Here is a 24,723-nt window from a genome sequence, read left to right as displayed (position 1 = left end):
AATTACACCGCCAATGAGGTGTCGTTGGCGATGGAGGAGATGAACGCCGGTATCGAGCAGGCGGCCCAGAAACTCAAATCAGGGGAAGGATGGGACAGCAGAAACCCGGAGGCTGACCGGAAATGAGTTATGGGACAGATTGACGAACTCTGGCGCTACGACGGGCGGCGCGCGGTGGTCACCGGGTGCGCGTCGGGTATCGGTGCGGAGGTCGCACGTCAGCTCACCGAGCTCGGCGCCGAGGTCGTCGGCCTGGACCTGCGTCGGCCGGCGCTGCAGCTCAAGGAGTTCCACGAGATAGATCTGTGCGACGCCGCGTCGATCGACCGGGCCGTGGCGGCGATCGGTGGCCAGGTCGATGCGTTGTTCAACGTCGCGGGCGTGTCGTCGGGAATCGGCGATCCGCTCCGGGTGGTCACCATCAACTTCCTCGGCACCCGCCGCTTCACCGAGGCGCTCATTCCGTCGATGCCGCCCGGGTCGGCGATCGCCAATGTGTCGTCGCTGGCCGCATCCGGCTACCGGGAGAACGCCGGCGTCACCGCGGGTCTGCTGGACACGGCGACGATGGCCGAAGGCATCGAATGGTGCCAGCGAAATCCGGAGGCGGTCGCCGACGGCGGCGGCTACCGGTTGTCGAAGGAGGCGATCATCCTGTACGGGATGGCGAACGTCGCCGCGCTGGGGGACAAGGGCATCCGGATCAACTGCACCGCACCGGGTTTAACCGACACACCCATCCTCGACCAGCTGCGGGCGTCGTACGGGCAGGAATACCTGGACTCGTTTCAGACACCCCTCGGCCGCGTTGCGGGCCCGGACGAGCAGGCGAGCGTGCTGGTGTTCGTCAACTCCTGCGCGGCGTCCTACATCACCGGTCAGGTGATCTGGGTGGACGGCGGCGCGATGGCGGAAAGGATGAGGGCGGAACATGGCCAGCCTGACTGATTTTCGGCGCGTCGCCGACGATGTCCGCAACTGGGGACGATGGGGCGACGCCGACGAGATAGGGACGCTCAACCTGATCACGACGGAGAAGGTTCAACAGGCAGCCGGCCTGGTCAAGCAGGGCAAGGTCTTTCCGCTGGGGGTGGACTTCGGCTCGTCGGGACCGCAGGGCGCGTTCCATTTCCGGCAGAACCCGCTGCACGTGATGACCATCGACGGCGGGGACGCCAGTACGCTGCTCGAGTACGGGCCGAAGTGGTTGCAGAACCCGGCCGCCGGCCAGTTGGCCGGTTATTTCGAGGACAACCCGATGCGGTTCAACGATGACGTCATCATCATGCCGCTGCAGGCAGCTACGCAGTGGGACGCACTGTCGCATGTCTATTACGAGGATTACCTCTACAACGGGTTTCCGGCGAACTCGGTGACAAGCGTCGGTGCCTTCCACTGCGGCATCGACAAGGTGGACGGCAAGGGCATCACGTCACGCGGCGTGCTGCTCGACATCGTCCGGTTGCGCGGCGTGAAGACGTTCTGCGAGATCGGTGATCCGATCACACCCGCCGAACTCGACGAGGCTGCCCGATCACAGGGCGTGACGGTCGAGCGCGGCGACATTGTGCTGGTCCGAACGGGTTGGTGGGCACGGTTTCTGGAGACCGGCGATGGTGGCGAACCAGGAGCCGGCCTGGACTGGACTTGCGCGTCGTGGCTGCACGACCACGAAGTGGCCGCGGTCGCCGCCGACAACCTGATGGTCGAGAACCCGGTGTCAGGAGTGGAGGGCGCATTTCTGCCGATGCACATGCTGTGCCTGCGGGACATGGGCCTGATGCTCGGCGAATATTGGGACCTCACAGCGCTTGCGGCCGACTGTGCCGCCGACGGTGTGTACGAATTCCAGCTCATCGCGCCGCCGTTGCGAGTGACCGGCGCGGTTGGATCGCCGGTGAATCCCATTGCAATCAAGTAGGTACGGATGATGATCGCAAGCACAACAACGGGCGGCGCGCCACTCGTCGTCGGCCTCGGTGGAACGCTGAGGTCCAACTCGTCGACCGAACGGGCGCTGCGCTACTGCCTGGCGTCGGTGGAACGTCAGGGCGGACGGACGAAGCTGTTTTCCGGCGACGACCTCAACCTGCCGATGTACGCACCGCACGAACTGGAACGCACACCCAAGGCGCGCGAGTTGGTGGGTGCGTTACGTGACGCCGACGCGGTCGTCGTCGGTTCGCCGGGATATCACGGTGCGGTGTCCGGGCTGGTCAAGAACGCGCTGGATTACATCGAGGACCTCCGCGAAGACCCGCGCGTCTACCTCGACAACACACCGTGGGGATGCATCAGCTGCGCGTACGGATGGCAGGCGTCGGTCGGCACGCTCGGTCAGTTGCGCAGCATCGGGCACGCGCTTCGCGCCTGGCCCACGCCGCTCGGCGTGGCGATCAACTCGGCCGACGAAATCTGGGATAGCGCCGGCCAACTCGCCGACGAGGCGGTGCAGAACCAACTCGACATGCTGGCCACTCAGGTGCTCACCTTCGCCCGCGCCGCCTGGGAAACGGCGTGATCGAGGCCGAGCGGAAGACGCTACTGGTGGACGGGCTGGTCACCAGCCATCTCGAAGCAGGGCAGGGCGATCCGATCGTCCTGCTGCACGGTGGAGAGTTCGGTGTCGGCGCCGAACTGGGTTGGGAGCGCAACATCGACGCCTTGGCCGCGCACCATCGCGTGCTGGCCCCCGACATGCTCGGCTTCGGGCAGTCCGCGAAGGTCGTCGACTTCACCGACGGCCGCGGAATGCGGATCAGGCACATCGCTCGGTTTTGCGAGGTCCTCGGTGTCGAGTCCGCGCACTTCGTCGGCAACTCCATGGGCGCCGTCAACCTGTTCGTCGACGCGACATCGGAGTCTCCGGTTTTGCCGGTGCGCAGCATGGTGACGATCTGCGGTGGCGGTGACATCCAGCGCAACGAGTACTCGGCTGCGCTGTATGACTACGACGCCACGCTTTCCGGCATGCGGCGGATCGTCGAAGCGCTCTTCTTTGACTCGGCATTCCCGAACGACGACGCATACGTGCAGCGGCGCTACCAATCGAGCCTCGCGCCGGGGGCGTGGGAGGCGTTGGCGGCCGCCCGGTTCCGCAGGCCGGGGTTGGATCCGCCGGCACTGCCGTCGAGCAACCGTCCGTATGAGCGCATCGCCGTACCGACACTGGTGGTGGAGGGGGAGTGCGACAAACTCCTGCCGGCGGGGTGGGCGGCAGAGATCGCCAAACAGATTCCGGACGGTCGCTCGGCCGTGATCGCGCGGGCCGGCCACTGTCCGCAGATCGAACAGCCGTCGGCCGTCAACGAGCTGCTCTTGGAATTCCTCGGCGAGGCGGGTTGAGTCGTCATGGCACGCAACGAAAGGTTTTCACGTCATGGCGGATGAACTGGCGGGCAAGGTCGCGATCGTCACCGGCGGCGCGTCCGGGCTGGGCGAAGGCCTTGCGCGACGGTTCGCCGCCGAGGGCGCCAAGGTGCTCATCGGCGACGTCGACCGCGAGGGCGGTGCGGCGCTGGCGGCGGACATCGGCGCCGACGCGCAGTTCGTCGAATCCGATGTGTCCGACATCGACCAGGTGACCGGGCTGGTGTCGACGGCGGTCGAGCGGTTCGGCGGTCTGCACGTGATGGTCAACAACGCCGGGGTATCGGGCACCATGCACCGCCGGTTTCTCGACGACGACCTCGCGGACTTCCAGCAGGTGATGGCGATCAACGTGCTGGCCGTGATGGCGGGGACGCGCGACGCCGCGCGGCACATGTCACAACACGGCGGCGGGTCGATCATCAACCTCACCTCGATCGGCGGGATCCAGGCCGGCGGCGGCGTGATGACCTACCGGGCGTCGAAAGCGGCGGTCATCCAGTTCACCAAGTCCGCGGCAATCGAATTGGCGCACTACGAGATTCGCGTCAACGCCATCGCCCCCGGCAATATCCGGACCGCGATTGTGCGAAAGTCGGCGTCAGGGGAAGACCTCGAGAAGCTGGAACAGTTCGAGGAGAAGATTCGCGCCCAGATGCGGGCCGACCGCCCGCTGAAGCGCGAGGGCACCGTCGACGACGTCGCCGAGGCGGCGATGTACTTCGCCACCGATCGCTCGCGCTACGTCACCGGCACCGTGCTGCCGATCGACGGCGGCACCGTGGCCGGCAAGGTAGCTGCGAACGCGAGGAGCAGGAAGGAAGAGGTCCGCAAGCCGACGACATGAGTGTTTTAAATCAGTCGCTTGACTTAACGGGCGGCGCCGGGTTGACTGTAGGAGTGACCACCGCCAGGGCTGTGCGCGCCGATCGGGCGAGCAGCACACAGGAGGCAATCCTGCGGGCGGCCGAACGGCTGTATGCCGAGCACGGCGTGTTCGCGGTGTCGAACCGCCAGGTCAGCGAGGCTGCGGGCCAGGGAAACAACGCCGCCGTCGGCTACCACTTCGGCACCAAGACCGATCTGGTACGCGCGATCGAGCAGAAACACCGCGCGTCGATCGAGCGGTTGCTCGAGTCGATGGTGGCCCAGGCCGGGGATTCGGCGCAGTTGCGGGACTGGGTCGGTTGCCTGGTGTGCTCACTCACCGAGCACCTGGCGCAACTCGGCAACCCGACGACCTACGCGCGCTTCGCCGCCCAGGCGCTCGCCGATCCTGCCTACCAGAAGATCGTGGTCAAGGATGCGCTCGCGTCGCCATCGCTGGTGAAGGTGGTCGACGGCATTACCCGCTGCGTTGCCGACCTGCCGCCGGCCGTCGTCACGGAACGCAACATCATGGCGCGCAACCTGATGATGCACACCTGCGCCGACTTCGAACGCGCCTTTGCCGAGGGTGACGCCATTCCACGAACCAGTTGGGCCGCAGTCGCGTCCGGGCTCATCGACGCGATCGTCGGGCTGTGGCTGGCACCCGTCACGGAGCATCCCTGACATGAAAGTGCATGTAGACCAAGACAAATGCGTCTCGTCGGGCCAGTGTGTGCTGAACGCCGACGACGTGTTCGACCAGCGCGACGACGACGGCGTCGTGGTCCTGCTGATGGAAAGTCCACCGCCCGGGCGGGCCGACAACGCCCGCAAGGCCGCCGCGGCGTGTCCCGCCCTAGCCATCGACATCGAGGAATGACATGTCGGAAACCCTGACACCGGTAGACGTCCCCGAGTACCCGATGGACCGCGACGCGCGCTGCCCGTTTGCCCCGCCGCCGCGGGTACTCGAGATGGGCGAGGCGAAGCCGCTTTCCCGGGTCCGGATCTGGGACGGCAGCACACCCTGGCTGATCACCGGTCACGCGGTGGCGCGCGAGTTGTTCGCCGACCCGCGCGTCAGCGTCGACGACCGCCGCGACGGCTTCCCGCATTGGAACGAGCACATGCTCTCCACCGTGCACAAGCGGCCCCGGTCGGTGTTCACCTCCGACGCCGAGGAGCACACCCGGTTCCGCCGGATGCTGTCCAAGCCGTTCACCTTCAAGCGCGTCGAGGGCCTGCGCTCGGCCATTCAAGAGGTCACCGACGAGTGCATCGACGCGATCCTGGCAGGGCCGCAGCCCGCCGACATCGTCGCCGAGCTGGCGCTGCCGGTTCCCACCAGGGTGATCAGCGAGATGCTCGGTGTCCCATACGAAGACCACGAGTTCTTTCAGCATCACGCAAACGTGGGGCTCGCCCGCTATGCCAGCGCCGAGGACGGCCAGAAGGGGGCGATGAGCCTGGCGAAGTACCTGAGCGACCTCGTCAAGGCCAAGATGGAGGTTCCCCGCGGGGACGGCACAGAGGACGCGGTGTCCGACCTTGCGGAACGGGTAAACGCAGGCGAGATCAGCGTCAAAGAAGCCGCACAGCTGGGCACCGGGCTGTTGATCGCCGGGCACGAGACCACCGCCAACATGATCGGCATCGGTGTGCTGGCCCTGCTTGAGAATCCCGAACAGGCTGCGCTGCTACGTGATTCCGACGACCCGAAGTTCATCGCCAACGCGGTCGAAGAGCTGATGCGCTACCTGTCGATCATCCAGAACGGCCAGCGCCGGGTTGCCGTCGAGGACATCGAGATCGGTGACGAGACCATCCGCGCCGGTGAGGGCATCATTCTCGACCTGGCCCCGGCGAACTGGGATGCGGCCGCCTACCCCGACCCCGACAAGCTGGATCTCACCCGCGACGTCGGCCAGCAGCTGGGCTTCGGCTACGGCCGCCATCAGTGCGTCGGGCAGCAGCTCGCGCGCGCCGAACTCCAGATCGTGTTCCACACACTGCTGCGGCGCATCCCCACGCTGCGCCTTGCCGTGCCGTTCGACGAGGTGCCGTTCAAGCACGACCGCCTCGCCTACGGCGTCTACGAACTTCCCGTTACCTGGTGAACTTTCATTCCTAACAGCCCGATTGGAGTGTCAACGATGTCAACTCAAGCAAGCACCCTTTACCCGCCCGGTGGCTACGGTGCGCCGAAGAACCGGCGCGGGCACGCGCAGGGGGATGTCGGGCTGCCCGCGGGTACCGAGGTGTTCTCCGCCGACAACCACATCTCGGTTGCGGAGGACATCTTCTACGAGAAGTTCCCGGACGACCTCAAGGAGAAGGCGCCGCGGATCTGGTACGAGGACGGCGCCTACATGGTCGGCCGCAAGCAGGGTCAGACCTTCCTGCCGGGCGACTTCAGCCGGGTCCTGATGCAGTACGACGACCTGGCGGGAGCCGCTACCAACAACATCGAGGCCCGCATCCAGGAGCTGCAGGAGGATGGCGTCGACAGGGAACTCGCCTTCCCGAATGCGGTGCTGGCGCTGTTCCACTATCCCGACAAGGAACTTCGCGAACGGGTGTTTCGGATCTACAACGAATACATGGCCGAGCTGCAGGAGCGCTCGAACGGACACTTCTACGCCGCCGGACTGATCAACTGGTGGGACCCGAAGGGCACGCGGCGGACGCTGACCGAGCTGAAGTCCTTGGGCCTCAAGACGTTCCTGATGCCCATCAACCCGGGCAAGGACGACGACGACAACGTCATCGACTACGGAAGTACCGCGATGAACGCGGTGTGGGACGAGATCGAGCAAGCCGGCCTGCCGGTGGCTCACCATATCGGCGAGACGCCGCCGAAAACGCCGTGCGAGTTCAACAGCGTCGTGGTGGGCATGATGATCAATATCGACGGATTTCGTGAGGTGTTCTCCAAGTACATCTTCAGCGGCATCCTCGATCGTCACCCAAAGCTGCGGATCGGCTGGTTCGAGGGCGGGATCGCCTGGGTGCCATGGGCCCTGCAGGACGCGGAACACCTGCTGGCCTCATACCAGCACATGTTCAACCACCAGCTCGAGCACGACATCCAGTACTACTGGGACAACCACATGAGCGCCTCGTTCATGGTCGATCCGCTCGGCCTGGAACTGATCGACCGGATAGGGGTCGACAGGGTTATGTGGTCGTCGGACTATCCGCACAACGAGAGCACATTCGGCTACTCGGAGAAGTCGCTGGCATCGGTCGTCGAAGCGGTCGGGCCGGAGAACGCGGCCAAGATAGTCAGCGGAAACATCAAAAATTTCCTGGGCGTCTAATGACCACCTTTGCGACCGCGGACGCGTCCGCCCTCGGTATTCCGGATCTGCCGGACCGGGCACGCATGCGTCGAGAAGCCGCGGCGCGGCTACGGTCCGCGATGGCCGAGAACGGCGTCGACGCGCTGATCCTGCTTGGCAACGGCAATGTGGTGTACGCGACCGGTGCCAGCTGGCCGCTGCTCGACGCGGGGCTATCGCACGTCGAACGCCCGGTCGCGATCGTGCTGGCCGACGACGAGCATCCGCACCTGTTCATACCGTTCCGCGAGGGCACCTCATCGGAGTCGGAGATACCGGCCGACCATGTACATCCTCCGCTGTACCTCGAATTCGACGAGGGCGTAAAGCATTTCGCCCGCGTCGTGGCCGACCTGATCCGGCCGGGCGCGACGGTCGCGGTGGACGAGCTGACCGGCGCGATGCGCCGCACGGCCGACCGGCTATTCCCTGGTGGAGCGCCCGTCGATGCCGCACCCGTGGTCGGGGCGGCCAAGCTGGTGAAGACGATCGACCAGATCGCGTGTATCCGTAAGGCCTGCCGCATCACCGAGGAAGCGGTTGTCGACGTGCAGAAGGCGTTGGCGCCGGGGGTCCGTCAGATAGATCTGTCGGCGCAGTTCGTGCGACGCGCGTTCGAGCTGGGCGCGACCGCGAACATGCTCGAAGCGATCTGGCAGGTGATGCCGGCGTCCAAGGCGGAGGGCACCTGGACCACACACGGCGATCTGGCGCTTCCGTTGTTGACAACCGAACGCGAGCTCGCGGCGGGCGACGTGCTCTGGACCGACGTCAGCATCACCTATACCGGCTTCTGTTCGGACTTCGGCCGAACATGGTTGGTGGGGGACCCCCCGTCACGACGCCAGCAGGACCAGTTCTACCAGTGGCGCGACATCCTCGACGCCGTGCTGAAGGTGACGAAGGCGGGCGCGACATCCGGCGACCTGGCCCGGGCGGCGATCGCCGCGAACGGCGGCCGCAAGCCGTGGTTGCCGCACTTCTATCTCGGTCACAGCATCGGCACCAACGCCGCCGAAATGCCCATGATCGGAACGGATCTGGGTGAGGAGTTCGACGACAAGTTCGTGTTCCCGGCAGGCATGGTGCTGGTTCTGGAGCCGGTGGTCTGGGAAGACGGGACCGGCGGTTATCGAAGCGAGGAGATCATCGTTATCACCGAGGACGGCTTCGCGCCGTTGACTGACTACCCCTACATGCCCTATGGCGACTGAAATTCTGCCCGATGACCGGGCATTGCGAATCGGTCGGCGGGAACGAGCGTTGGCTCAGATGGAAGCGCACGACCTGGACGTGCTGGTGCTCGGGCGCCAGGCCAATGTGCGCTATTTCTCGGGGGCACCGCAGCTCTGGGTGGCGGGTACCAGACCCTTCGGGCCGATCTGCACGGTGGTCCGGTCGACCGGTGAGATCCACCTGAACAGTACGTGGGATGAGGGCATCCCCGACGACATCCCGCACGATCACCTGTACGGGCTGGCGTGGAATCCGATGACGCTGATCAACGTGTTGCAAGGCATCGACGGCACGGCCACCGCCCGTCGGGTCGGAACCGACGCTCTCACACCGTCATTCGCGAAGCTGTTGCCGATCGCCTTCCCGAACGCCGAACTCGTCGACGGCGAACTTGCCATGCGGGCGGCCCGCCGGATCAAGACACCGCAGGAGGTGGTCGCTGTCCGCGCAGCGCTGCGCGTGGCCGAGGACGCCCTGGCCACCGCGGTCGGAGGGTTGCGCGAGGGTATCACCGAACAGGAACTGGCCGGGGTAATGCTCGAGGCGGAGGCGGCCGGCGGGGTGTGTACCCCCGCCACGCAGGACGCCGCGTGGGTGACGTCGCGGGAGCACCCGTGGCGGCGGGCACGCAGTGACGGGCGGGTTGGACAGGGCGATCTGGTGGCCTTCGCCGCGGGAGTGCTGGCGGACGGTTACCTGGGTGAGGTGGGCCGCACCTGGCCCGTCGGCGACGGCGGCGCTACGGTCCCCGCGCTGTACGAACGCTGGAATGCGTTGTCGGACAAGCTTGCTGCGGCGTGTCGACCCGGTCGGCCGGCGAGCGACCTGCTCGCGGCATACCAGGCTGTCAACGAGCCGCTGCCGCCGATGCCGGTCGCCCATGGTCTCGGGCTGGGATTCGACCCACCGGTGGTTACGCCGCAGCTGCGGGCCACCGCCGCGGAGGAGACGTTGAAGCCCGGCATGGTGCTCTCCGTCACCGGGTATGTCTGGGAGGAGGGAGTGGGTGCGGTGTTCAGGCGCGAGGCGGTGCACATCACCCCCGACGGGTCCGAGGTGCTCACCTCGAGCCCGAGCTGGGGCAGTCGTGCCGGTGTAGGGATCGGGTGAAGGAGAAACCATGTCAGACAGTCGGCCCAAACCCACGGCGGCCGAGCCGCCCAAACCTGAAGAGCTCATCCTCTACGAAAAGGACCCGAAGACCAAGATTGCCACCATCACGTTCAATCGGCCCGAGTATCTGAACGCACCGACTTCTGCGGCCCGGCTGCGGTATGCGGATCTGCTGAGGGCAGCCACCGTCGACAACGACGTCAAGGTGGTCGTGATCCGCGGTGTCGGCGACAACCTGGGCAGCGGGGCGGACCTGCCGGAGTTCATGGAGGGCAACGACAACACCGACCTGCGGCTGGCCGAACTGCGTCTGGAGGACGACGGCGTCGGCGAGGTCAGCTATCCGCCGAAGGGATCGTTCCGGCACGGCGCCACGATCAGCGCGTGGTATGCGAACGTGCAGGCCGGCAACCGGCCGCTGCAGGAACTCAAGAAGATCAGCATCGTCGAGGCCAAGGGCTACTGCTACGGCTGGCACTTCTACCAGTGCGCCGACGCGGACCTGGTGATCTCGTCCGACGATGCGCTCTTCGGGCACCCGTCGTTCCGCTATTACGGCTGGGGCCCGCGGATGTGGACGTGGGTCCAGATGATGGGGCTGCGCAAGTTCCAGGAGATGGTCTTCACCGGACGGCCGTTCACGGCCGAGGAGATGTACCAGTGCAACTTCCTCAACAAGGTGGTGCTGCGGGAGGCGCTAGAGGCCGAGGTGGACAAGTATGCCCGCGCATGCGCGCGAAACCGCCCGGTGGACACCGTGTTCCAGCAGAAGATCTTCTTCGAAGTGTTCAAGCAGTACCAAGGCGAGTACATGGGCAGCCTGCTGTCCGCTTTCTTCGAGTCGATGGGCAGCGGCGTCACCAACGACGATGACGACGACCTGGACATGTACGACGCCATCGACACCGGGCTGGCCGGTGCGGTCAACGACAACGACAACAAGTTCCCACCCGACTTCCGGTTGAGCAAGTCGAACCGCAAGAAGAAGGACTGAGCCGGATGAACGGCCCGCTGGACGGCTACGTCGTCGTGGAGCTGTCCACCGGGATTGCGGGGGCGTACTGCACGAAGCTGCTCGCCGACGGCGGTGCCGACGTGATCAAAGTGGAACCGCCAGAAGGAGATCCGCTGCGTCGATGGACCGCATCCGGCGCTGCGGTCGATGGCGACGGCGCGCTGTTCAGCTTTTTGGCCGGCGCCAAGCACAGCGTCGTCGCCGATCCGGAGACCGACGTCGACTTGGTCAACGGGCTGCTTGGCTACGCGGACGCGGTGGTATGGTCTCGCGGCTCCAAAGTCGCCGAACACCAAGCTTTTTCTCCGCCCGCGATCCATCGCGCCCATCCGCACCTCACCGTCACGTCGATCACGCCGTTCGGGCTGGATGGGCCGTGGTGCGACCGTCCCGCGACGGAGTTCACGCTGCAGGCATGGTCGGGCGGGATCGTCGGCCTCGGCCGCGGCTCCGCTGACCGTGCGCCGGTGTTCGTCGGCGGCCAGGTCGGCGAGTATCTGGCCGGCGCATACGCCAGCGCGGCGACGCTGGCATTCCGGGGCACCGGCCAGCTGGTCGACCTGTCGATGCTGGAGACCGCCATCCTCGGCCTCACCTATTACCCGGTGAGCTACTTCGAGATGCTGGGCAGGCCGTGGCGGGATGCCCGTCGGCTCACCGTCCCCGGCATCGCGCGTGCCAAGGACGGCCTGGTGGACGTCGGATGCGGCACGGCACAGCAGTGGTTCGACCTGTGCGCGATGACCGGACACCAGGAGTGGATCGACGAGGACTCGCCGCTGTCCATCACCGAGCAGGCCAATGAGAAGGCCGCCGAACTCTATGCCTGGGTCGAGAGCCAGTCGGTCGACGAGATCCGCGAACTGGCAACGGCGTTCCGCATTCCAAACGCCCCGGTGGCCAATGGCGCCAACATCGATTCGCTCGACCATTTCCAGGCGCGCGGGTCGTTCGTCACCAACCCCCGCGACGGTTTCCGTCAGCCCGGCCACCCCTATCGGATGACGCCCGCACAGCTTCGGCCGCCCGCCCCCGCGCCCCGCCTTGGCGAGCACACCGAGCATTACCGCCGAAATGGGATTCCCCGTCGTGGAAATCCGCGAACAACGACAGGGAATCCCATTTCGCGGAGGCTGCCTTTCACGGGGCTGCGGGTGCTGGACATGACGACGTTCTGGGCCGGCCCGAGCTGTACGCATCTGCTCGCCATGCTCGGCGCCGACGTCATTCACGTCGAGTCCACCCGCCGCCCGGACGGCACCCGCCTCATTGCGGGCATACCCATCACCGAGGATCAGTGGTGGGAGAAGTCGCCGATCTTCTCGGGCCTGAATACGAACAAGCGTGGCGCCACGCTGGACCTGCAGAGTTCGGCCGGACGCGACCTGCTCAACAAGTTCATCGCGACCGCCGACGTGATCGTGGAGAACTTCACCCCGCGCGTGCTGGACCAGATCGGGTTGGACTTCGCGGCCGTGCAGGCCGTTCGGCCCGACGCGATCATGCTGCGGATGCCCGGGTTCGGCCTCGACGGGCCGTGGCGCGACAACCCGGCGTTCGCGTACGTCATCGAGGCGGCCGCCGGCATCAGCTGGCTGACCGGCTACCCCGACCGCAACCCCTACGAGCCCTACTCGGTCGGCGACCCGAACGCGGGAATCCACGCCCTCAACGCGCTGCTGCTGGCGCTCGAGCATCGACGCCGCACCGGTGAAGGATCGATGGTGGAGGCGGCGATGGTCGATGCGGCGCTCACCGTGGCCGCCGAGCAGGTGATCGAGTACACCGCCTACGGCGCGCTGCTGCAGCGCGCCGGCAACCGCGGGCCCAGTGCGGCGCCGCAGAACCTCTACCGCACCAACGAGATCGACGAGTTCGGTCGCCTCGACCGTTGGGTTGCGGTGGCCATTGCCACCGACGACCAGTGGACGGCATTGCGCGACGCTCTCGGCCGGCCCGATTGGGCGATGGACCCCGGCCTGTGCACCGCCGCCGGCCGGCGCAACCATCACGACGCCATCGACCAGCAGTTGGCCGCCTGGTGTGAGCAGCGCACCGGTGACGAAATCGTCGATCGGCTCTGGGCCGCCGGCGTGCCCGTCGGCAAGGTGATGCAACCGCACCGCCAGACCGAGTTGCCGCAGCTGGCGTTCCGAGGCTTCTTCGAAGACGTCGGCCACCCGGTGAACCCGCCAACCAAACACAGCACGCTTCCGTTCAAGCTGTCCCGCGGACCGGAAAAGGTTCATGCCCGTCCCGCACCGCTGCTCGGAGAGCACAACCGCGAACTACTGACCGAGCTCGGGCTGACCGACGGCGAGATCGCCGAGCTCGAGGCCGGCGGCGTGATCGGGCATGCGCCCGCAATGCATCCCACGAGCAAGGCAAAGGCATGAGTTGACCATCGATCCCACCAACATCCTGCTCACCGGCCGGGTTGCCGTGGTCACCGGCGGGGGAGCGGGCATCGGCCGCGGGATCGCCGCCGGGCTGGCGGCCTTCGGCGCGTCGGTAGCCATCTGGGAGCGTGTGGCCGACACCTGCGCATCGGCGGCCGAAGCCGTTGGCGGACTGGGCATTGTCACCGATGTCCGGGACAGCGAGCAGGTGGACGCCGCGCTGGACCGCACCACCGCCGAGCTCGGTACACCGACGATCCTGGTGAACAACGCCGGCGGGGTTTTCGCCTCGTCGATCCTGGAAACCAGCGAGAACGGTTGGGACGCGCTCTACAAATCAAATCTGCGCCACGTGCTGTTGTGCACCCAGCGGGTGGCACGCCAACTCGTGGCAGCCGAAATGCCCGGCAGCATCATCAATCTGACATCGATCGAAGGGGTCCGCGCCGCACCGGGTTACGCCGCCTACGCCGCGGCCAAGGCCGGCGTCATCAACTACACCAAGACGGCGGCGTTCGAACTGGCACCGCATGGCATCCGGGTCAACGCGCTCGCCCCCGACATAACCGTCACCGAGGGACTGCTGCAGTTCTCACCGGACGGCGTGCCTCCCGACATTTCCCATGCGATCCCGATGGGCCGTCCCGGACATGTCGATGAAACGGCCGGCACCGCAGTGTTTCTCGCCTCGGACATGTCGAGCTACATCACCGGCCAGACCATCCACGTCGACGGCGGAACCCAGGCCGCCGGCGGCTGGTATCACCACCCGAAGACCGGCAACTCTCAGTTCGGCCCTGGCTAGGAACGCGCCCGCTGTTGGATGTACCACCGGGCGGCCTTACGTATCGACTCGTTCACCGGCTCCGGCGTCCAACCGAGTTCGCGCTCGGCTTTGCCGTGGTCCAACGGCGGCATCTTGTCGGCCATTCGAAACGACACCGTCGTCAACACCAGGTCGCGCCGCAGCAGTCGAGCGGCGAGATCACCGGCACGCGCTGCGACAAGTAATAGCTTCATGGGCATGCCGATGGGCCGGCGCGCACCGACGGCTTCGGCGGCGACCCGGTGCACCTCCCGCATACTCATGTACCCGTCCGAGACGATGTAACGCTCGCCGACCCGGCCGCGGTCGGCGGCCAGGATCATTGCCCGCGCCGCGTCTTCTATTCCAACGCATTCCGCCGAAAAAGCCGGGTAGAACGGGAACCGCCCGGACGCAACCGCAGCGAGCAGTTTCCCGTGCGGAGTCGGCCCCCAGTCGCGGGGACCGTACGTGTTGGAAATACACAGTGCGACGGCGGGCAGCCGCTTCTCCCGGGCATACTGCAGGACAAGGTTTTCGGCGGCCACCCGGGACTCGACATAAGGTCCGCCGTCGTGCCAATCGAACGGGGTGTCCTCGTTCACAGGTCCGTTGCCGTCACCGATGGCCATCGTGCCGATGGTGCTGGTGAAGAGGAACCGCGACAGGTTCGCGTCCACCGCGGCGTCGAGGACGTGTCGTAGTCCCTCGACGTTGGTGCGGAACAACGGTGCGGGATCGCGCAGCCACGCGCGGGCATCCACCACGCAGTAGTAGACGTCGTCACAGCCGGCCATCCCCGCGCGCAGTGCGTCGTCGTCGAACACGTCGCCGTAGTGGCGCTGCACGGGCAAGTCGTCGATAGCCTTGGTGGAACTGGTCTTTCGCAGCATCACCCGGACATCGTTGCCGCCCTCGACGAGCTGACGCGTGACGTGTGAGCCGACGAACCCGCTCGCGCCGATGACGAGTTTCATGTGTGATCGGCATCCAGTCCGGGATCGCCCAGCCTCGAGCGGATCGCTCCCCACAAATCGGCGTAGGTGCCCGGGGCCTTGCGGTACGCGGATCGGCGTGCCAGAAACATCCGCGCCAGCGGAGCGACGGGTCGCAGCACATAGCGCTTCCACCCCATTCGTTCCCGGATCTCGGCGAGCATGTCCGGCCACGAATGATGCTGGAACGCCAGCGCCTGTTGCGCCCTGGCGGTGTCCATCCAGTCGGTGAGGAACCAGCCGTCGTCGTTGTCCGGATCGCCGGGCCGGCCGGTCGGCAGCACACCGGGCAGTCCCAGGGCGGCGGCCAGCGCGGGCCCGACGTCGTCCTGCCTCAGTTTGTGTGAGTCGTCGCCTGCGATCAGCAGGATCTCCTTTGCGACGTCCGCGGTGGTGGCCGCCGCAAACGCCGTCCCGACGTCGCGGACGTCAACGGTGTGAATGCGCCCGTCGGTGGGCAGCGCGCTTTCGATGAAGATTCCGTCGGCGCTGAGTGGCAAGGCACTGAAGTTCGGGCTGAGCACCGCGCCGAGGCGCAAGACCACCCACTCCAGGCGCGAGGCGCGCACGCGTTCTTCGGCCGCGAGCTTGGTGGCGCTGTATATGTCGATCGGCCGGGTCGGCGTGTCGGCGCGGACAACGTCGCTCACTCGATGGGGATTGCGCGAGCCGTAGACGGCGTTGCTCGAGGCTTGCACGAAGCGAGGCGGATTTGGCTGAGCCTCGGCGGCGCGCACCAGCGCCACCGTGGCGTCGACATTGACTTTGCGGGCGAGCTTGGGGTTCCGGTAGAGCGGCGGCGGGATGACCGCGGCAAGGTGCACGATCGCCGACGGCGACGCCTCGGAGACGAGGCGATCGACCGCCGCGGCATCCGTCAGGTCCGCCCACCGGGCGGCGACGCCGTCGGGCAGCGCCCGTGCCTTCTTGCGATTGGCGGGGGTGTCGAGGTCTGCCACCACCACCCGCTGGCCGTCGGCGGCCAACAGTTTGACGGTTTCGGATCCCACCAGGCCGAACCCGCCCGTGACCAGCACAGTGCCCGCCATTAGCTCCCTCCCGCGCGGAAATGACGTTCTCGAATTCAGAGAGTACCATATCCGCTGGTAGTGGATCAGGGGTAGTCAGCGCCCGCCTTGGGTATGCATAAAACGACGAGACCCAGGGGAAGAAGGCATGGGCGACAACGGCATTGAGGACATTGGGACACAAGAGGCCACCAAGTGGGATCCCACGTTCACCGAGCAGCTGAAGAATTGGGTGGCACCGGTCATCCAACGCTACTTCCGGTCCGAAGTGCACGGGGTGGACGCCATACCGTCCGCAGGTGGAGCGCTGCTGGTGTGCAATCACTCCGGCGGAATGTTGACCCCGGATGTGCTGATCTTCGCCCCGGCGTTCTACGACGAGTTCGGCTACGACCGCCCGTTGTACACCCTCGGCCATTACGGCATTTTCATGGGACCGCTCGCCGGACTGTTGCGCCGCGCCGGCGTCATCGAGGCCAGCCGCGACAATGCCGCGAAGGCATTGCGCTCCGGCGCGGTCGTGTTGGTCTTTCCCGGCGGTGACTACGACTCGTACCGGCCGACGCTGTCGGAGAACAAAATCGACTTCGCCGGCCGGACCGGGTATGTCAGTTCCGCCCTCGAGGCCGGTGTGCCGATCGTTCCGATGGTGTCCATCGGCGGACAGGAGACACAGCTGTTCCTCGCCCGCGGCGATTCGATCGCCAGGCGGCTGGGTTTCAAGCGGGCACGGATAGAGATCCTGCCCGTCAGCTTCGGCTTCCCGTTCGGCCTCAGCGTGATCTTCCCACCCAACCTGCCCCTGCCGACGAAGATCGTCACACAGGTGCTGGAACCGATCGACGTGGTGGCAGAGTTCGGCGAGGACCCCGACGTCGACGAGGTCGATGCACATGTCCGCGAAGTGATGCAGACCGCTCTCGACAAGCTGGCGAAGAAGCGCCGGTTCCCGATACTGGGCTAACCGCCCGCGCTGGCAGGCGCCATCGCCGAGCCGACCAGAGTGAGTTCTGCGGGCAGGCCCGCGGCGCGCCGGATCTCGGCGAGTCCGTGCAGCATCGCATCCGTGGCCTCGTGGACGTCGTTGAAGGTGCGGTCGTCGGAAAGTACCGAGATGTCCACCTGGTCAACGTAACTCCAGACGGTCATGTTGAAGGCGCTGCCCGGGGACAGCACTCCGACGGAGTAGATCTCGGTGACCCGAGCGCCGCCGATGTGACCGTGTTCCCGAGGCCCGGGCACGTTGGATACCGCGACGTTCATGATCCTGTTGTGGGCTGCGCGCTTTGACTGCCATCGAAACATCGCCGGTGCCAACGGGGGTGGCAGGTACTCCATCATCTTGCCCTGCAGCTCGGGCCCGAGGAGATCGTGGTCTTCCTTGGCGCACGCGGTGGCCGCGGAGGTCAGCCGAACCCGTTCGAGCGGTTCGTCGACGTGCACGGGCAGCGATACCGCCAAACCACTGATTTCGTTACCGGTGATCCGATCCGCGGATCTGTTGGTGCTGACCGGCACGGAGGCCATGATCGGCCGGTCTGCCCTGCCGTCGTAGCGCAACAGCAGTTCGCGGAGGCCGCCGGCCGCCATGGCGAGCACGATGTCATTGAACGTCACCCCGAGGTGCTTGGCGGTCTCCTTCACCTCGGCGAGCGACAGCGATGCCGTCCCGAACGTTCGGGCGGGGGACACCACGTGGTTGAGGAACGTCGGCGGCGTCTTGAACATCTTGGCCATGTCCGGATCGTCGCGACGTTCCCGTGCGCGCCGCCGCACTCGGGACAAGCCGCGCACGGCATCCCTGACCAATCCCGGCAGTGCGGCGATATTTTGGGCGTGGTCGCGAGCGGCCGACTTCAACAGGTCGTTCCTGCCGGGCGGAACGCATATCTCGTAACTTTCCTGTTCGTTCTGCGCCGAACCGGCCAGGTCCATAAGGCGCGCGAGCAGGTTGGCCGACGCGACCCCGTCGGCCAGTGTGTGATGCACCTTGCCGATCAGCGCGAAGCGATCGTCGGCCATCCCCTCGGCGAAGTGGAACTCCCACAGCGGACGGCCGCGATGCAACGGCGTGCTGGCGATCTGGCCGACGACCTTGTCGAGCTCGCGCCGCCCGCCGGGGCTCGGCACCTGCACCCGGCGCAGGTGATAGTCGAGGTCGACCTCGCAGTTCTCCATCCACATCGGGTGATGCAGCCGCCAGGGGATGTCGAGGAGCCGGTAGCGCAGCGGGTCGAGCAGATGCAGTCGACGCTGAATTGTCCGGCGAAACACATCGAAGTTGAACTCGCCGTCGAATCCGGCGGCATGGATGATCGCCACCTTCACGGTGTGCGTGTGCAGGTTGGGCGTCTCGCTGTATAGCAGCATGGCGTCCATGCCACCCAGTCGCCTCACGGTTCCATGCAACCACTCGGGTGAGCCCGGGCTGGCCGCTTTGGCCGACGATTTTCGCCCGGCAGTCAGTGCGTCCAGCCCTCGGCGGCCTGTTCGTCGAAGGTGCGGTCGATGCGCTCGAACCGTCGCCGGATCGACGCCCGGGATGCCCGGTGCGGCAGGATGTACAGCCGATGGGCCAGGATGGCGTCGGCCGTCAGGCGTGCCACGTCGTCGACATCGAGTACTGAGTCGTCGCCCTGAGTTGTCGACCCGGCCAGCTCCTGAACGGTTTCGCCCAGTTGGTCGGTCGGTGCGCCGTAGTCATCACCCCTGGCGCGCTCGGAATTCGCCATCAAGTTGGTCTCGACGATCATCGGGCAGAGCACCGAAACGCCGATGCCCTCGGCCTTCAGTTCGCGGGCCAGACCCTCCGCCAGCGCGACGACGCCGAACTTCGACACGGAGTAGGGCCCGAGTCCGGCATTGGCGACCATGCCCGCGAAGGATGAGGTGAACACCAGGTGGCGGTCCCCGCCCTGCTCGATGAGGCGCGGCAGGAACGCCTCGACGCCGTGGATCGGCCCCCACAGGTCGACGTCGATCACCCAGCGCCAGTCGTCGTGGGTGACCTGTGCGATCGGCCCGGCATACGCGATGCCCGCGTTGTTGAAGACCAAGTGCACTTCGCCGAGCAGGCCGAAGGCCTCGTCGGCCAGGCCAGCAACGTCATCGAGCTTGCGCACGTCGCACACCACGCCGTGCGCGTCGGATCCGTCGGCGCGTAATTGCTGCACCGCCTGGTCCAGCGCGGACCGATCCAGATCGGCCAGCACGACGCGGGCGCCGCGGCGGGTGAACTCGCGCGCGGTTGCCAAGCCGATACCGCTTGCTCCGCCGGTGATCACCGCGCCGCGCCCGTCAAAAGTCTCCACGGCGCGAAGACTATGCCGTCGAGAGCGGCTTGTGGCTACTTCAGGCAGCTGCCGCCGTCGATAGGCAACGTGACACCCGTGACGTAGCGGGCCTCGTCGGATGCCAGGAACAGCACCGCGTTTGCGATGTCCTCCGGTTCCACCCAGCCGATCGGCAGCGTGTGCATCAGCTGGCCGACGACCTTCATGTCGTCGGGCCCCGGGTTCTCCAGGTCGGGACGGAACATCTTCATCGTGCCCTCGTTCATGAACAACGGGGTGTTGACGTTGGTCGGGTGCACCGAGTTGACGCGAATATTCTGTTGGCCGAGCTCCACCGCGAACGTCCGCATCAGCCCCACCACACCGTGCTTGGCGGCCACGTAGTGACCGGTGTGCGGGTATGCCTTCAGGCCGCCGACGGAGCTGGTCAAGATGATCGAACCGCCGCGGCCGGCCGCAAGGATGTGCGGCACACCGGCTTTCACGGTCTTCCACACGCCGGCGAGGTTGACGTCGATCATGTCGGTCCAGTCGACCTCGCCGGTCTTGTCCAATGTCGCACCGCCGTTGCCGATGCCTGCGTTGGCGACGATGATGTCCAGCCTGCCCAACTGCTCAACGCCGGAGTCCACTGCGGCCTTGAGCGCGTCGTAATCGCGCACGTCGACTTCGGCGGTGACGATGCGGCGGTTGTGGCCCTTGACCAGATCCGCGGTCTCGGCGAGATCCTCCGGGGTGGACAGTGGAATCTGAACGCTGTCGATCTGCTTACAGATGTCGACGGCGATGATGTCGGCGCCCTCTTGGGCCAACCGCACCGCGTGCGCGCGCCCCTGTCCACGGGCCGCGCCGGTGATGAAAGCGACCTTGCCTTCAACACGTCCAGTCATAGCTACCTCAATTCGTCGTTAGTGGAAAGGATTTCACTCAAAGAACAGCTGGCATCGATTCCCAGCCGCGGACAGTTGACGTCGGGGACAGCGACGCTTTGGACATGTCGACATCCCATTCGGGGAACCGTTTGAGAATCTCCTCCAGCGCGACACATCCCTCCAGCCGTGCCAACGCCGAGCCCAGGCAGTAGTGCGTGCCGACGCTGAATGCGAGGTGCTGGCGTACCTCCCGGTGGATGTCGAAAACATCGCCGTCCGGCGGGAATTGGCGATGGTCGCGCACCGCGGCGCCGATCAGCATCATCATCACGCTGCCCTCGGGCACGGTCTGGCCGTAGAACTCGACGTCGCGGGTCACGTACCGGGCAACGTGCGGCGCGGGCGGTTCGAAGCGCAGCAACTCCTCGACGGCCTGCGGAATCAGCGCCGGGTACTCGGCGAGTTCGCGGCGCTGGTCGGGGTACTCGGCCAAAACCTTGCCGGCCCAACCGATCAGCCGCGTGGTGGTTTCGTTGCCCGCGCCCGCGACCACGTTGAGATAGGTCAGCAGCTCCTGGCGAGTGAGGTGGCGGGTGGTACCCGTCTCGTCCACGAACTCCGCGTTGAGCAGTTCGGTCATGATGTCGTCCGACGGGTGATCGGCGCGCCAGTCGATGTAGGCCTCGAAGAGTTCGCCGGTGACGAAGCCGTCGGCCTTCATGGGCTGGCCGGCCTCGGTGCGCATCTGCGCGTTGGCGTGGTCGCGGATCATCTCCTGGTCGTCTTCGGGGATGCCCAACAGCGCGCTGATCACCTTCATCGGCATTTGTGCACCGAGGTCGGCGACGAAGTCGAATCGGTCCGCCCCGATCAACGGGTCCAGGCTCTGCGCGCAGTACTCCCGAATGACCGGCTCCAGTGCGTTGATCTTGCGCGGCGTGAACATCCGAGCCAGTAGCTTGCGGTGGATGTCGTGAATCGGTGGATCCTCGAAAATCACTGTGCCAGGCGGAATGTCGATGTTGGCTTTGATCAGCTCAACGATCGCGCCGCGGGCCGAGCTGAACGTTTCGTGATCCACCAGCGCTTTGTTCACATCGGAAAAGCGGCTGAGCGCGTAGAAGTCGTGCTGGGCGTTGTAGTACAGCGGCGATTCCTCCCGGAGTCGCCGGAACGTCGGGTAGGGATCAGCGTTGATGTCGACGTCATACGGGTCGAAGTAGACATCGCTGGTGGCAGCCTCGGTGGCATCGACGGTCACGGTGTTGCCTTTCGCATTGACCAGGGCTCAATAAGACACATGCATGGCCGGTGTCTCACAAACTCTGGCACCGGCGCCGCATCGGTGTCAACGGAACGATCCTTTTCTGCGATTTGTACTCTCCGCTTAGTAGAACGTACTTCTCATTGGCTGGGCTCAGATCGGCAGGCGAAGCAGCGCCTCCTGGGCATACGAAGCCACCAGTTCGCCGTGCTCGGTGAGGACGTCGCCCCGGCCAAAGCAACGGCCGTATGCGAGCAGCGGGCTGTGCTGGCGCAGCAGCAGCCATTCGTCGGTGCGGAATGGCCGGTGAAACCACAGCGTGTGGGTGGTGACGGCGGAGGTGAACTGCGTGCCGTTGCCACGCTGGCCCAAACCGTCGATAGGCCTCAGAGCGGTGCCGATGAGCGTCAGATCGGTGCCGTAGGCGGCCAGGGCGGGCGCCAGGCGGGGATCGACGGCCGGGGTGCGCATCCACAGTTCGAACCGCGGTGGACCGGTCGAGGTGGCGTTCAGGTCGTCGACGGCGCGCGTCTCCCAGGGAATCAGGTCGAGTGTGACGTTGTGCTCGGGGCCGAGCACAACGGGAACCTCGTCGACCGCCTGGCGCTCGGGGCCGTCCTCCGCGGCGTGCATGCAGATCGAACCGGTGGCCAGGACTCCCCGGCTCTGCCGCGCGGTGACGGTAAGTGTGGCGAAGGATCGCCCCTGGTGATGCCGGGTCGCCTGGTACGAGACGGGTTCGTCGGCCCGGCCTTCCCGCGCGAACACCGCGTGCAGCGACTTGACGGCCTTGTCGGGGCAGGTCAGGCCGGCGATCTGGACGAGCTGGCCGAGGATCTGGCCGCCGAACAACCGGTGGTATTCCAGCTGCTGGTTGCGGCCCTCGTACACCGCCACGTCCGCGTTCTCATCGGGGTGGGACGGCGGGACAGGAGTGACATCAAGGCACGCGAGTAGGTCGGTCCACAGATCGGGCACGCCGCCAGTGTAAGCGATGTTCTTGTGCTAGGAGAACCCTATTCTCAAGGCTTTGCTGCGAAGCCATGGGCGCAGAAGTCCCACACCTCGTCGGCGGTGATGGGGTGCGCGGTGGTGTCGTCCGGATCACCGCTGGACTGCGCGACGAACATCACCGTCTGCATGGTCATCGCGGCCATCCGCTTCGGGTTGATGTCGGCACGCAACTCGTCGGCGTCGGCGGCCTCCTCCATGAGCTCGGTGAGCAGCGCGAGCAGGGGTGCGTGGGCGATCTTGACCTCGGCCGGGTGCGAGACCAGCAGTCGTGGCGCGAAGTCGGTGAACAGTGGCCGTTTGGCGGTCGGGTCCGGACGGGAGGACTCGAACAGCAGCTGAATCGCTACCTTCAGTCGCTCCAGCGGGTCGCCGTGGCTGGCGGTGGCGGCGCGGATCTGGTCGGCCGACCGGGCCAGCGCATCTTCAAACAGCGCCAGCAAGAGCTCGTGCTTGCCGTCGAACTGCAGGTAGAAGCTGCGCAGCGACTGGCGTGAGCGGTCGACGACCTCCTGCACAGTGAAGTCGGTGCTGCCCTTCTCGATGATGATCGCCTGAGCGGCGTCCAGGAATCGCTGGACCCGTTGCGCGGCCCGGAGCTTTGCGGTCTTGATGGAGCGTTCGACCGCGCGCTGCTTCCAGGCGGGTTCCTCGCTTGGACTTGTCACCGGCGGCTCAGATGCTTGCCGATTGGTGAGAACATGAACTGACTGTACCGGAGAACGCCTTGCCATTGCGGTCCTCGACCCCCTCGCGGCCAACGTGTCGGAGATTGTAACTTTCTCACGATGAGAATACTATTCTCATTCTGTTGATAACAAAAGTCTTTCAAAAAAGGACGGATTTCGCGGGAGCGCCGTGCAGCTGACATTTGACGCTGACGTCGAAACTTTCCGCGCCGAGTTCGTGGCCTTCTGGACGAGCATCTGCCGCCCGAGGCCGACGCGCTCGAGCGGTCCGGGTCCAGCAGTCACATACCCGGGTGGGCCCGTCGCTGGCAGCGGCTGATGTTCGACAACGGGTGGCTGCTGCCGGGGAACCCACCCGAGTTCGGCGGACGGAACGCCACCATCCTGCAGCAGTACGTGCACCAGATGGAGCTATCCCGGCGCCGGGTCTACCAGAGCTTCAACCGTTCCTGGTTAGTGAGCAGGAGTGAGTCCTGTGCGGCCCGAACGGTGTTGGCCGCGGCGGGTGGGTGTTCTCCGGTGGACCGGCACGCCTCGTGGTGGGTGTGTCGGTGGGCCGGAACTACTGCACCCGGGTGTGTTCCCCGGGTTACGGTCGGACCAGGCCGGTGGAGTGCCCTCAGCGGTCCGCTGTCCGCTGCGGGGTCCTGCCGGCCGTCGCCTGATCGCCAAACCGAGGCCACGTCGCCCGATGGCGGCCGCCGCGCCGTGATGGCCGGTGACGGTGGCCGGATCGGAAGTCTGCTGCTGCAAAGGTTTACGCCAATGCTGGTTGCCCCACTTGCTGGTGTAGGCCGCATCCACTCCGATCACGTTGATGCCGCGGCGGGCGGCCATCGCGGTGAGCCGTGTGCGGAACTTCGCGGTGGGGATCGCGGCCACGGTGCGGCGAAGTCTCTTGCCGCGGACGCCACGGCCGAGGGTGTCGCGCCCGGTGGCGCGGGCGTCGGCGAAGTCAAGATTCTCCACGACGATCGCCCCACAGCCGCGCTGCTGGGCGTGATCGAGCAGGGCGGTAATCGCCGCGCGCACCCGCCCATCACGGCGGCTGGCCGCCAGACCGGCGGTGCGCACCTCAATCGTGATCGGGTCGCCGACTGGGCTACCCGAGGCGTCGAGGACACAGCACGCCAGATGGTCCGCGTTGAGATCCACACCGAGCACCCCGAATACCACGGCCATACCTGGGAACTCGGCCCCCGCAAGGCGAAGGAGATCCTGTTCACCGGTCGTGCGATGACCGCCGAAGAGGTGCACAGCACCGGCATGGTCAACCGGGTGGTGCCCCGCGAGGCGCTGGTCAAACACGCCGGGCTGTGCCCCCGCGACAACGCCAGCGGCACGTTTAATGGCCGGGCCCGGATTTCGCGGCGGGGCCGGCCCCGGCTGCGGCTGGCCGCCTGGCGCGCCGTGTGGGGAGCGC

The 24,723-nt window shown here is 66.1% G+C and carries 24 protein-coding genes and 2 pseudogenes; 17 read left to right on the top strand and 9 right to left on the bottom strand.

What is annotated here, in order from left to right; translation table 11 throughout:
- The first annotated feature begins 129 nt into the window (after window positions 1-129).
- The 14 genes from ACRDU5_RS16385 to ACRDU5_RS16320 are packed head-to-tail and all read left to right on the top strand — an operon-like array spanning window position 130 to window position 14,148.
- Window positions 130-948, top strand: a complete 819-nt coding sequence (locus ACRDU5_RS16385; RefSeq protein WP_526615687.1) for a coniferyl-alcohol dehydrogenase — start codon at window positions 130-132, stop codon at window positions 946-948.
- On the top strand, window positions 932-1,921 hold the full coding sequence (locus ACRDU5_RS16380; RefSeq protein ID WP_526615686.1) for a cyclase family protein: 990 nt from the start codon (window positions 932-934) through the stop codon (window positions 1,919-1,921). Before ACRDU5_RS16385 ends, ACRDU5_RS16380 begins: the two co-directional genes overlap by 17 nt.
- 9 nt (window positions 1,922-1,930) lie before the next feature.
- Window positions 1,931-2,521, top strand: a complete 591-nt coding sequence (locus tag ACRDU5_RS16375) for an NADPH-dependent FMN reductase (RefSeq protein ID WP_526615685.1) — start codon at window positions 1,931-1,933, stop codon at window positions 2,519-2,521.
- Window positions 2,521-3,345: an alpha/beta fold hydrolase gene (locus ACRDU5_RS16370; protein WP_526615688.1), complete on the top strand. Its 825-nt coding sequence runs from the start codon at window positions 2,521-2,523 to the stop codon at window positions 3,343-3,345. Before ACRDU5_RS16375 ends, ACRDU5_RS16370 begins: the two co-directional genes overlap by 1 nt.
- Window positions 3,346-3,379: 34 nt before the next feature.
- Window positions 3,380-4,216, top strand: a complete 837-nt coding sequence (locus ACRDU5_RS16365; protein ID WP_526615684.1) for an SDR family NAD(P)-dependent oxidoreductase — start codon at window positions 3,380-3,382, stop codon at window positions 4,214-4,216.
- Window positions 4,213-4,923, top strand: a complete 711-nt coding sequence (locus ACRDU5_RS16360) for a TetR/AcrR family transcriptional regulator (protein ID WP_526615683.1) — start codon at window positions 4,213-4,215, stop codon at window positions 4,921-4,923. Before ACRDU5_RS16365 ends, ACRDU5_RS16360 begins: the two co-directional genes overlap by 4 nt.
- Before the next feature lies 1 nt (window position 4,924).
- Complete coding sequence (locus ACRDU5_RS16355) at window positions 4,925-5,119, top strand: ferredoxin (RefSeq protein WP_526615682.1); 195 nt, start codon at window positions 4,925-4,927, stop codon at window positions 5,117-5,119.
- Between the two features lies 1 nt (window position 5,120).
- Window positions 5,121-6,356, top strand: coding sequence for a cytochrome P450 (locus ACRDU5_RS16350; protein WP_526615681.1), 1,236 nt, complete (start codon window positions 5,121-5,123; stop codon window positions 6,354-6,356).
- Between the two features lie 36 nt (window positions 6,357-6,392).
- Complete coding sequence (locus tag ACRDU5_RS16345) at window positions 6,393-7,559, top strand: amidohydrolase family protein (protein WP_526615680.1); 1,167 nt, start codon at window positions 6,393-6,395, stop codon at window positions 7,557-7,559.
- The gene (locus tag ACRDU5_RS16340; RefSeq protein WP_526615678.1) at window positions 7,559-8,794 is read left to right on the top strand and encodes a M24 family metallopeptidase; all 1,236 of its coding nucleotides are present in this window, start codon (window positions 7,559-7,561) and stop codon (window positions 8,792-8,794) included. Before ACRDU5_RS16345 ends, ACRDU5_RS16340 begins: the two co-directional genes overlap by 1 nt.
- Complete coding sequence (locus ACRDU5_RS16335) at window positions 8,784-9,926, top strand: M24 family metallopeptidase (protein WP_526615677.1); 1,143 nt, start codon at window positions 8,784-8,786, stop codon at window positions 9,924-9,926. The genes ACRDU5_RS16340 and ACRDU5_RS16335 overlap by 11 nt, the downstream gene beginning before the upstream one ends.
- Window positions 9,927-9,936: 10 nt before the next feature.
- Complete coding sequence (locus ACRDU5_RS16330) at window positions 9,937-10,923, top strand: enoyl-CoA hydratase/isomerase family protein (RefSeq protein ID WP_526615676.1); 987 nt, start codon at window positions 9,937-9,939, stop codon at window positions 10,921-10,923.
- Window positions 10,924-10,928: 5 nt separating this feature from the next.
- Complete coding sequence (locus ACRDU5_RS16325; RefSeq protein WP_526615675.1) at window positions 10,929-13,340, top strand: CaiB/BaiF CoA transferase family protein; 2,412 nt, start codon at window positions 10,929-10,931, stop codon at window positions 13,338-13,340.
- Between the two features lies 1 nt (window position 13,341).
- Window positions 13,342-14,148, top strand: coding sequence for an SDR family NAD(P)-dependent oxidoreductase (locus ACRDU5_RS16320; RefSeq protein ID WP_526615673.1), 807 nt, complete (start codon window positions 13,342-13,344; stop codon window positions 14,146-14,148).
- On the opposite strand, the gene ACRDU5_RS16315 is transcribed toward ACRDU5_RS16320, so the two are convergent.
- Window positions 14,145-15,125 carry an NAD-dependent epimerase/dehydratase family protein gene (locus ACRDU5_RS16315; RefSeq protein WP_526615672.1) on the bottom strand — a complete coding sequence of 327 codons (981 nt, stop codon included), beginning with the start codon at window positions 15,123-15,125 and terminating at the stop codon, window positions 14,145-14,147. The two genes, ACRDU5_RS16320 and ACRDU5_RS16315, sit on opposite strands and share 4 nt — an antisense overlap.
- Window positions 15,122-16,192, bottom strand: a complete 1,071-nt coding sequence (locus ACRDU5_RS16310) for an NAD-dependent epimerase/dehydratase family protein (RefSeq protein WP_526615671.1) — start codon at window positions 16,190-16,192, stop codon at window positions 15,122-15,124. Before ACRDU5_RS16310 ends, ACRDU5_RS16315 begins: the two co-directional genes overlap by 4 nt.
- A 127-nt stretch (window positions 16,193-16,319) precedes the next feature.
- Between ACRDU5_RS16310 and ACRDU5_RS16305 the strand changes: the two genes are divergently transcribed.
- A complete protein-coding gene (locus ACRDU5_RS16305) occupies window positions 16,320-17,135 on the top strand; it encodes a lysophospholipid acyltransferase family protein (protein ID WP_526615670.1) in 816 nt (271 codons plus the stop codon).
- Here the strand turns inward: ACRDU5_RS16305 and ACRDU5_RS16300 are convergent.
- The 6 genes from ACRDU5_RS16300 to ACRDU5_RS16275 form a co-directional block, all read right to left on the bottom strand.
- Window positions 17,132-18,568, bottom strand: coding sequence for a WS/DGAT/MGAT family O-acyltransferase (locus tag ACRDU5_RS16300; RefSeq protein ID WP_526615669.1), 1,437 nt, complete (start codon window positions 18,566-18,568; stop codon window positions 17,132-17,134). The genes ACRDU5_RS16305 and ACRDU5_RS16300 overlap by 4 nt on opposite strands.
- Window positions 18,569-18,633: 65 nt before the next feature.
- A complete protein-coding gene (locus ACRDU5_RS16295) occupies window positions 18,634-19,482 on the bottom strand; it encodes an SDR family NAD(P)-dependent oxidoreductase (RefSeq protein WP_526615668.1) in 849 nt (282 codons plus the stop codon).
- A 35-nt stretch (window positions 19,483-19,517) separates the two neighbouring features.
- The gene (locus ACRDU5_RS16290) at window positions 19,518-20,354 is read right to left on the bottom strand and encodes a mycofactocin-coupled SDR family oxidoreductase (RefSeq protein ID WP_526615667.1); all 837 of its coding nucleotides are present in this window, start codon (window positions 20,352-20,354) and stop codon (window positions 19,518-19,520) included.
- Between the two features lie 37 nt (window positions 20,355-20,391).
- The gene (locus ACRDU5_RS16285; protein WP_526615665.1) at window positions 20,392-21,597 is read right to left on the bottom strand and encodes a cytochrome P450; all 1,206 of its coding nucleotides are present in this window, start codon (window positions 21,595-21,597) and stop codon (window positions 20,392-20,394) included.
- 156 nt (window positions 21,598-21,753) lie between these two features.
- Window positions 21,754-22,578: an acyl-CoA thioesterase gene (locus ACRDU5_RS16280; protein ID WP_526615663.1), complete on the bottom strand. Its 825-nt coding sequence runs from the start codon at window positions 22,576-22,578 to the stop codon at window positions 21,754-21,756.
- A gap of 44 nt (window positions 22,579-22,622) precedes the next feature.
- Window positions 22,623-23,279: a TetR/AcrR family transcriptional regulator gene (locus ACRDU5_RS16275; RefSeq protein WP_526615662.1), complete on the bottom strand. Its 657-nt coding sequence runs from the start codon at window positions 23,277-23,279 to the stop codon at window positions 22,623-22,625.
- 190 nt (window positions 23,280-23,469) lie between these two features.
- Here ACRDU5_RS16275 and ACRDU5_RS16270 point away from each other — a divergent pair.
- A pseudogene (locus ACRDU5_RS16270) lies at window positions 23,470-23,744 on the top strand (acyl-CoA dehydrogenase family protein); the annotation flags it as partial.
- A 9-nt stretch (window positions 23,745-23,753) separates the two neighbouring features.
- Here the strand turns inward: ACRDU5_RS16270 and ACRDU5_RS16265 are convergent.
- The gene (locus tag ACRDU5_RS16265; RefSeq protein WP_526615690.1) at window positions 23,754-24,455 is read right to left on the bottom strand and encodes a hypothetical protein; all 702 of its coding nucleotides are present in this window, start codon (window positions 24,453-24,455) and stop codon (window positions 23,754-23,756) included.
- Window positions 24,456-24,467: 12 nt separating this feature from the next.
- On the opposite strand from ACRDU5_RS16265, the pseudogene ACRDU5_RS16260 reads away from it, so the two are divergent.
- Window positions 24,468-24,723, top strand: a pseudogene (locus tag ACRDU5_RS16260) (transposase); the annotation flags it as partial.

The sequence above is a fragment of the Mycobacterium sp. genome (assembly GCF_050701515.1).
Taxonomy (GTDB): Bacteria; Actinomycetota; Actinomycetes; order Mycobacteriales; family Mycobacteriaceae; genus Mycobacterium.
Note: the sequence above shows the minus strand (reverse complement) of the source record. Positions and strands in the feature narration are given on the sequence as shown.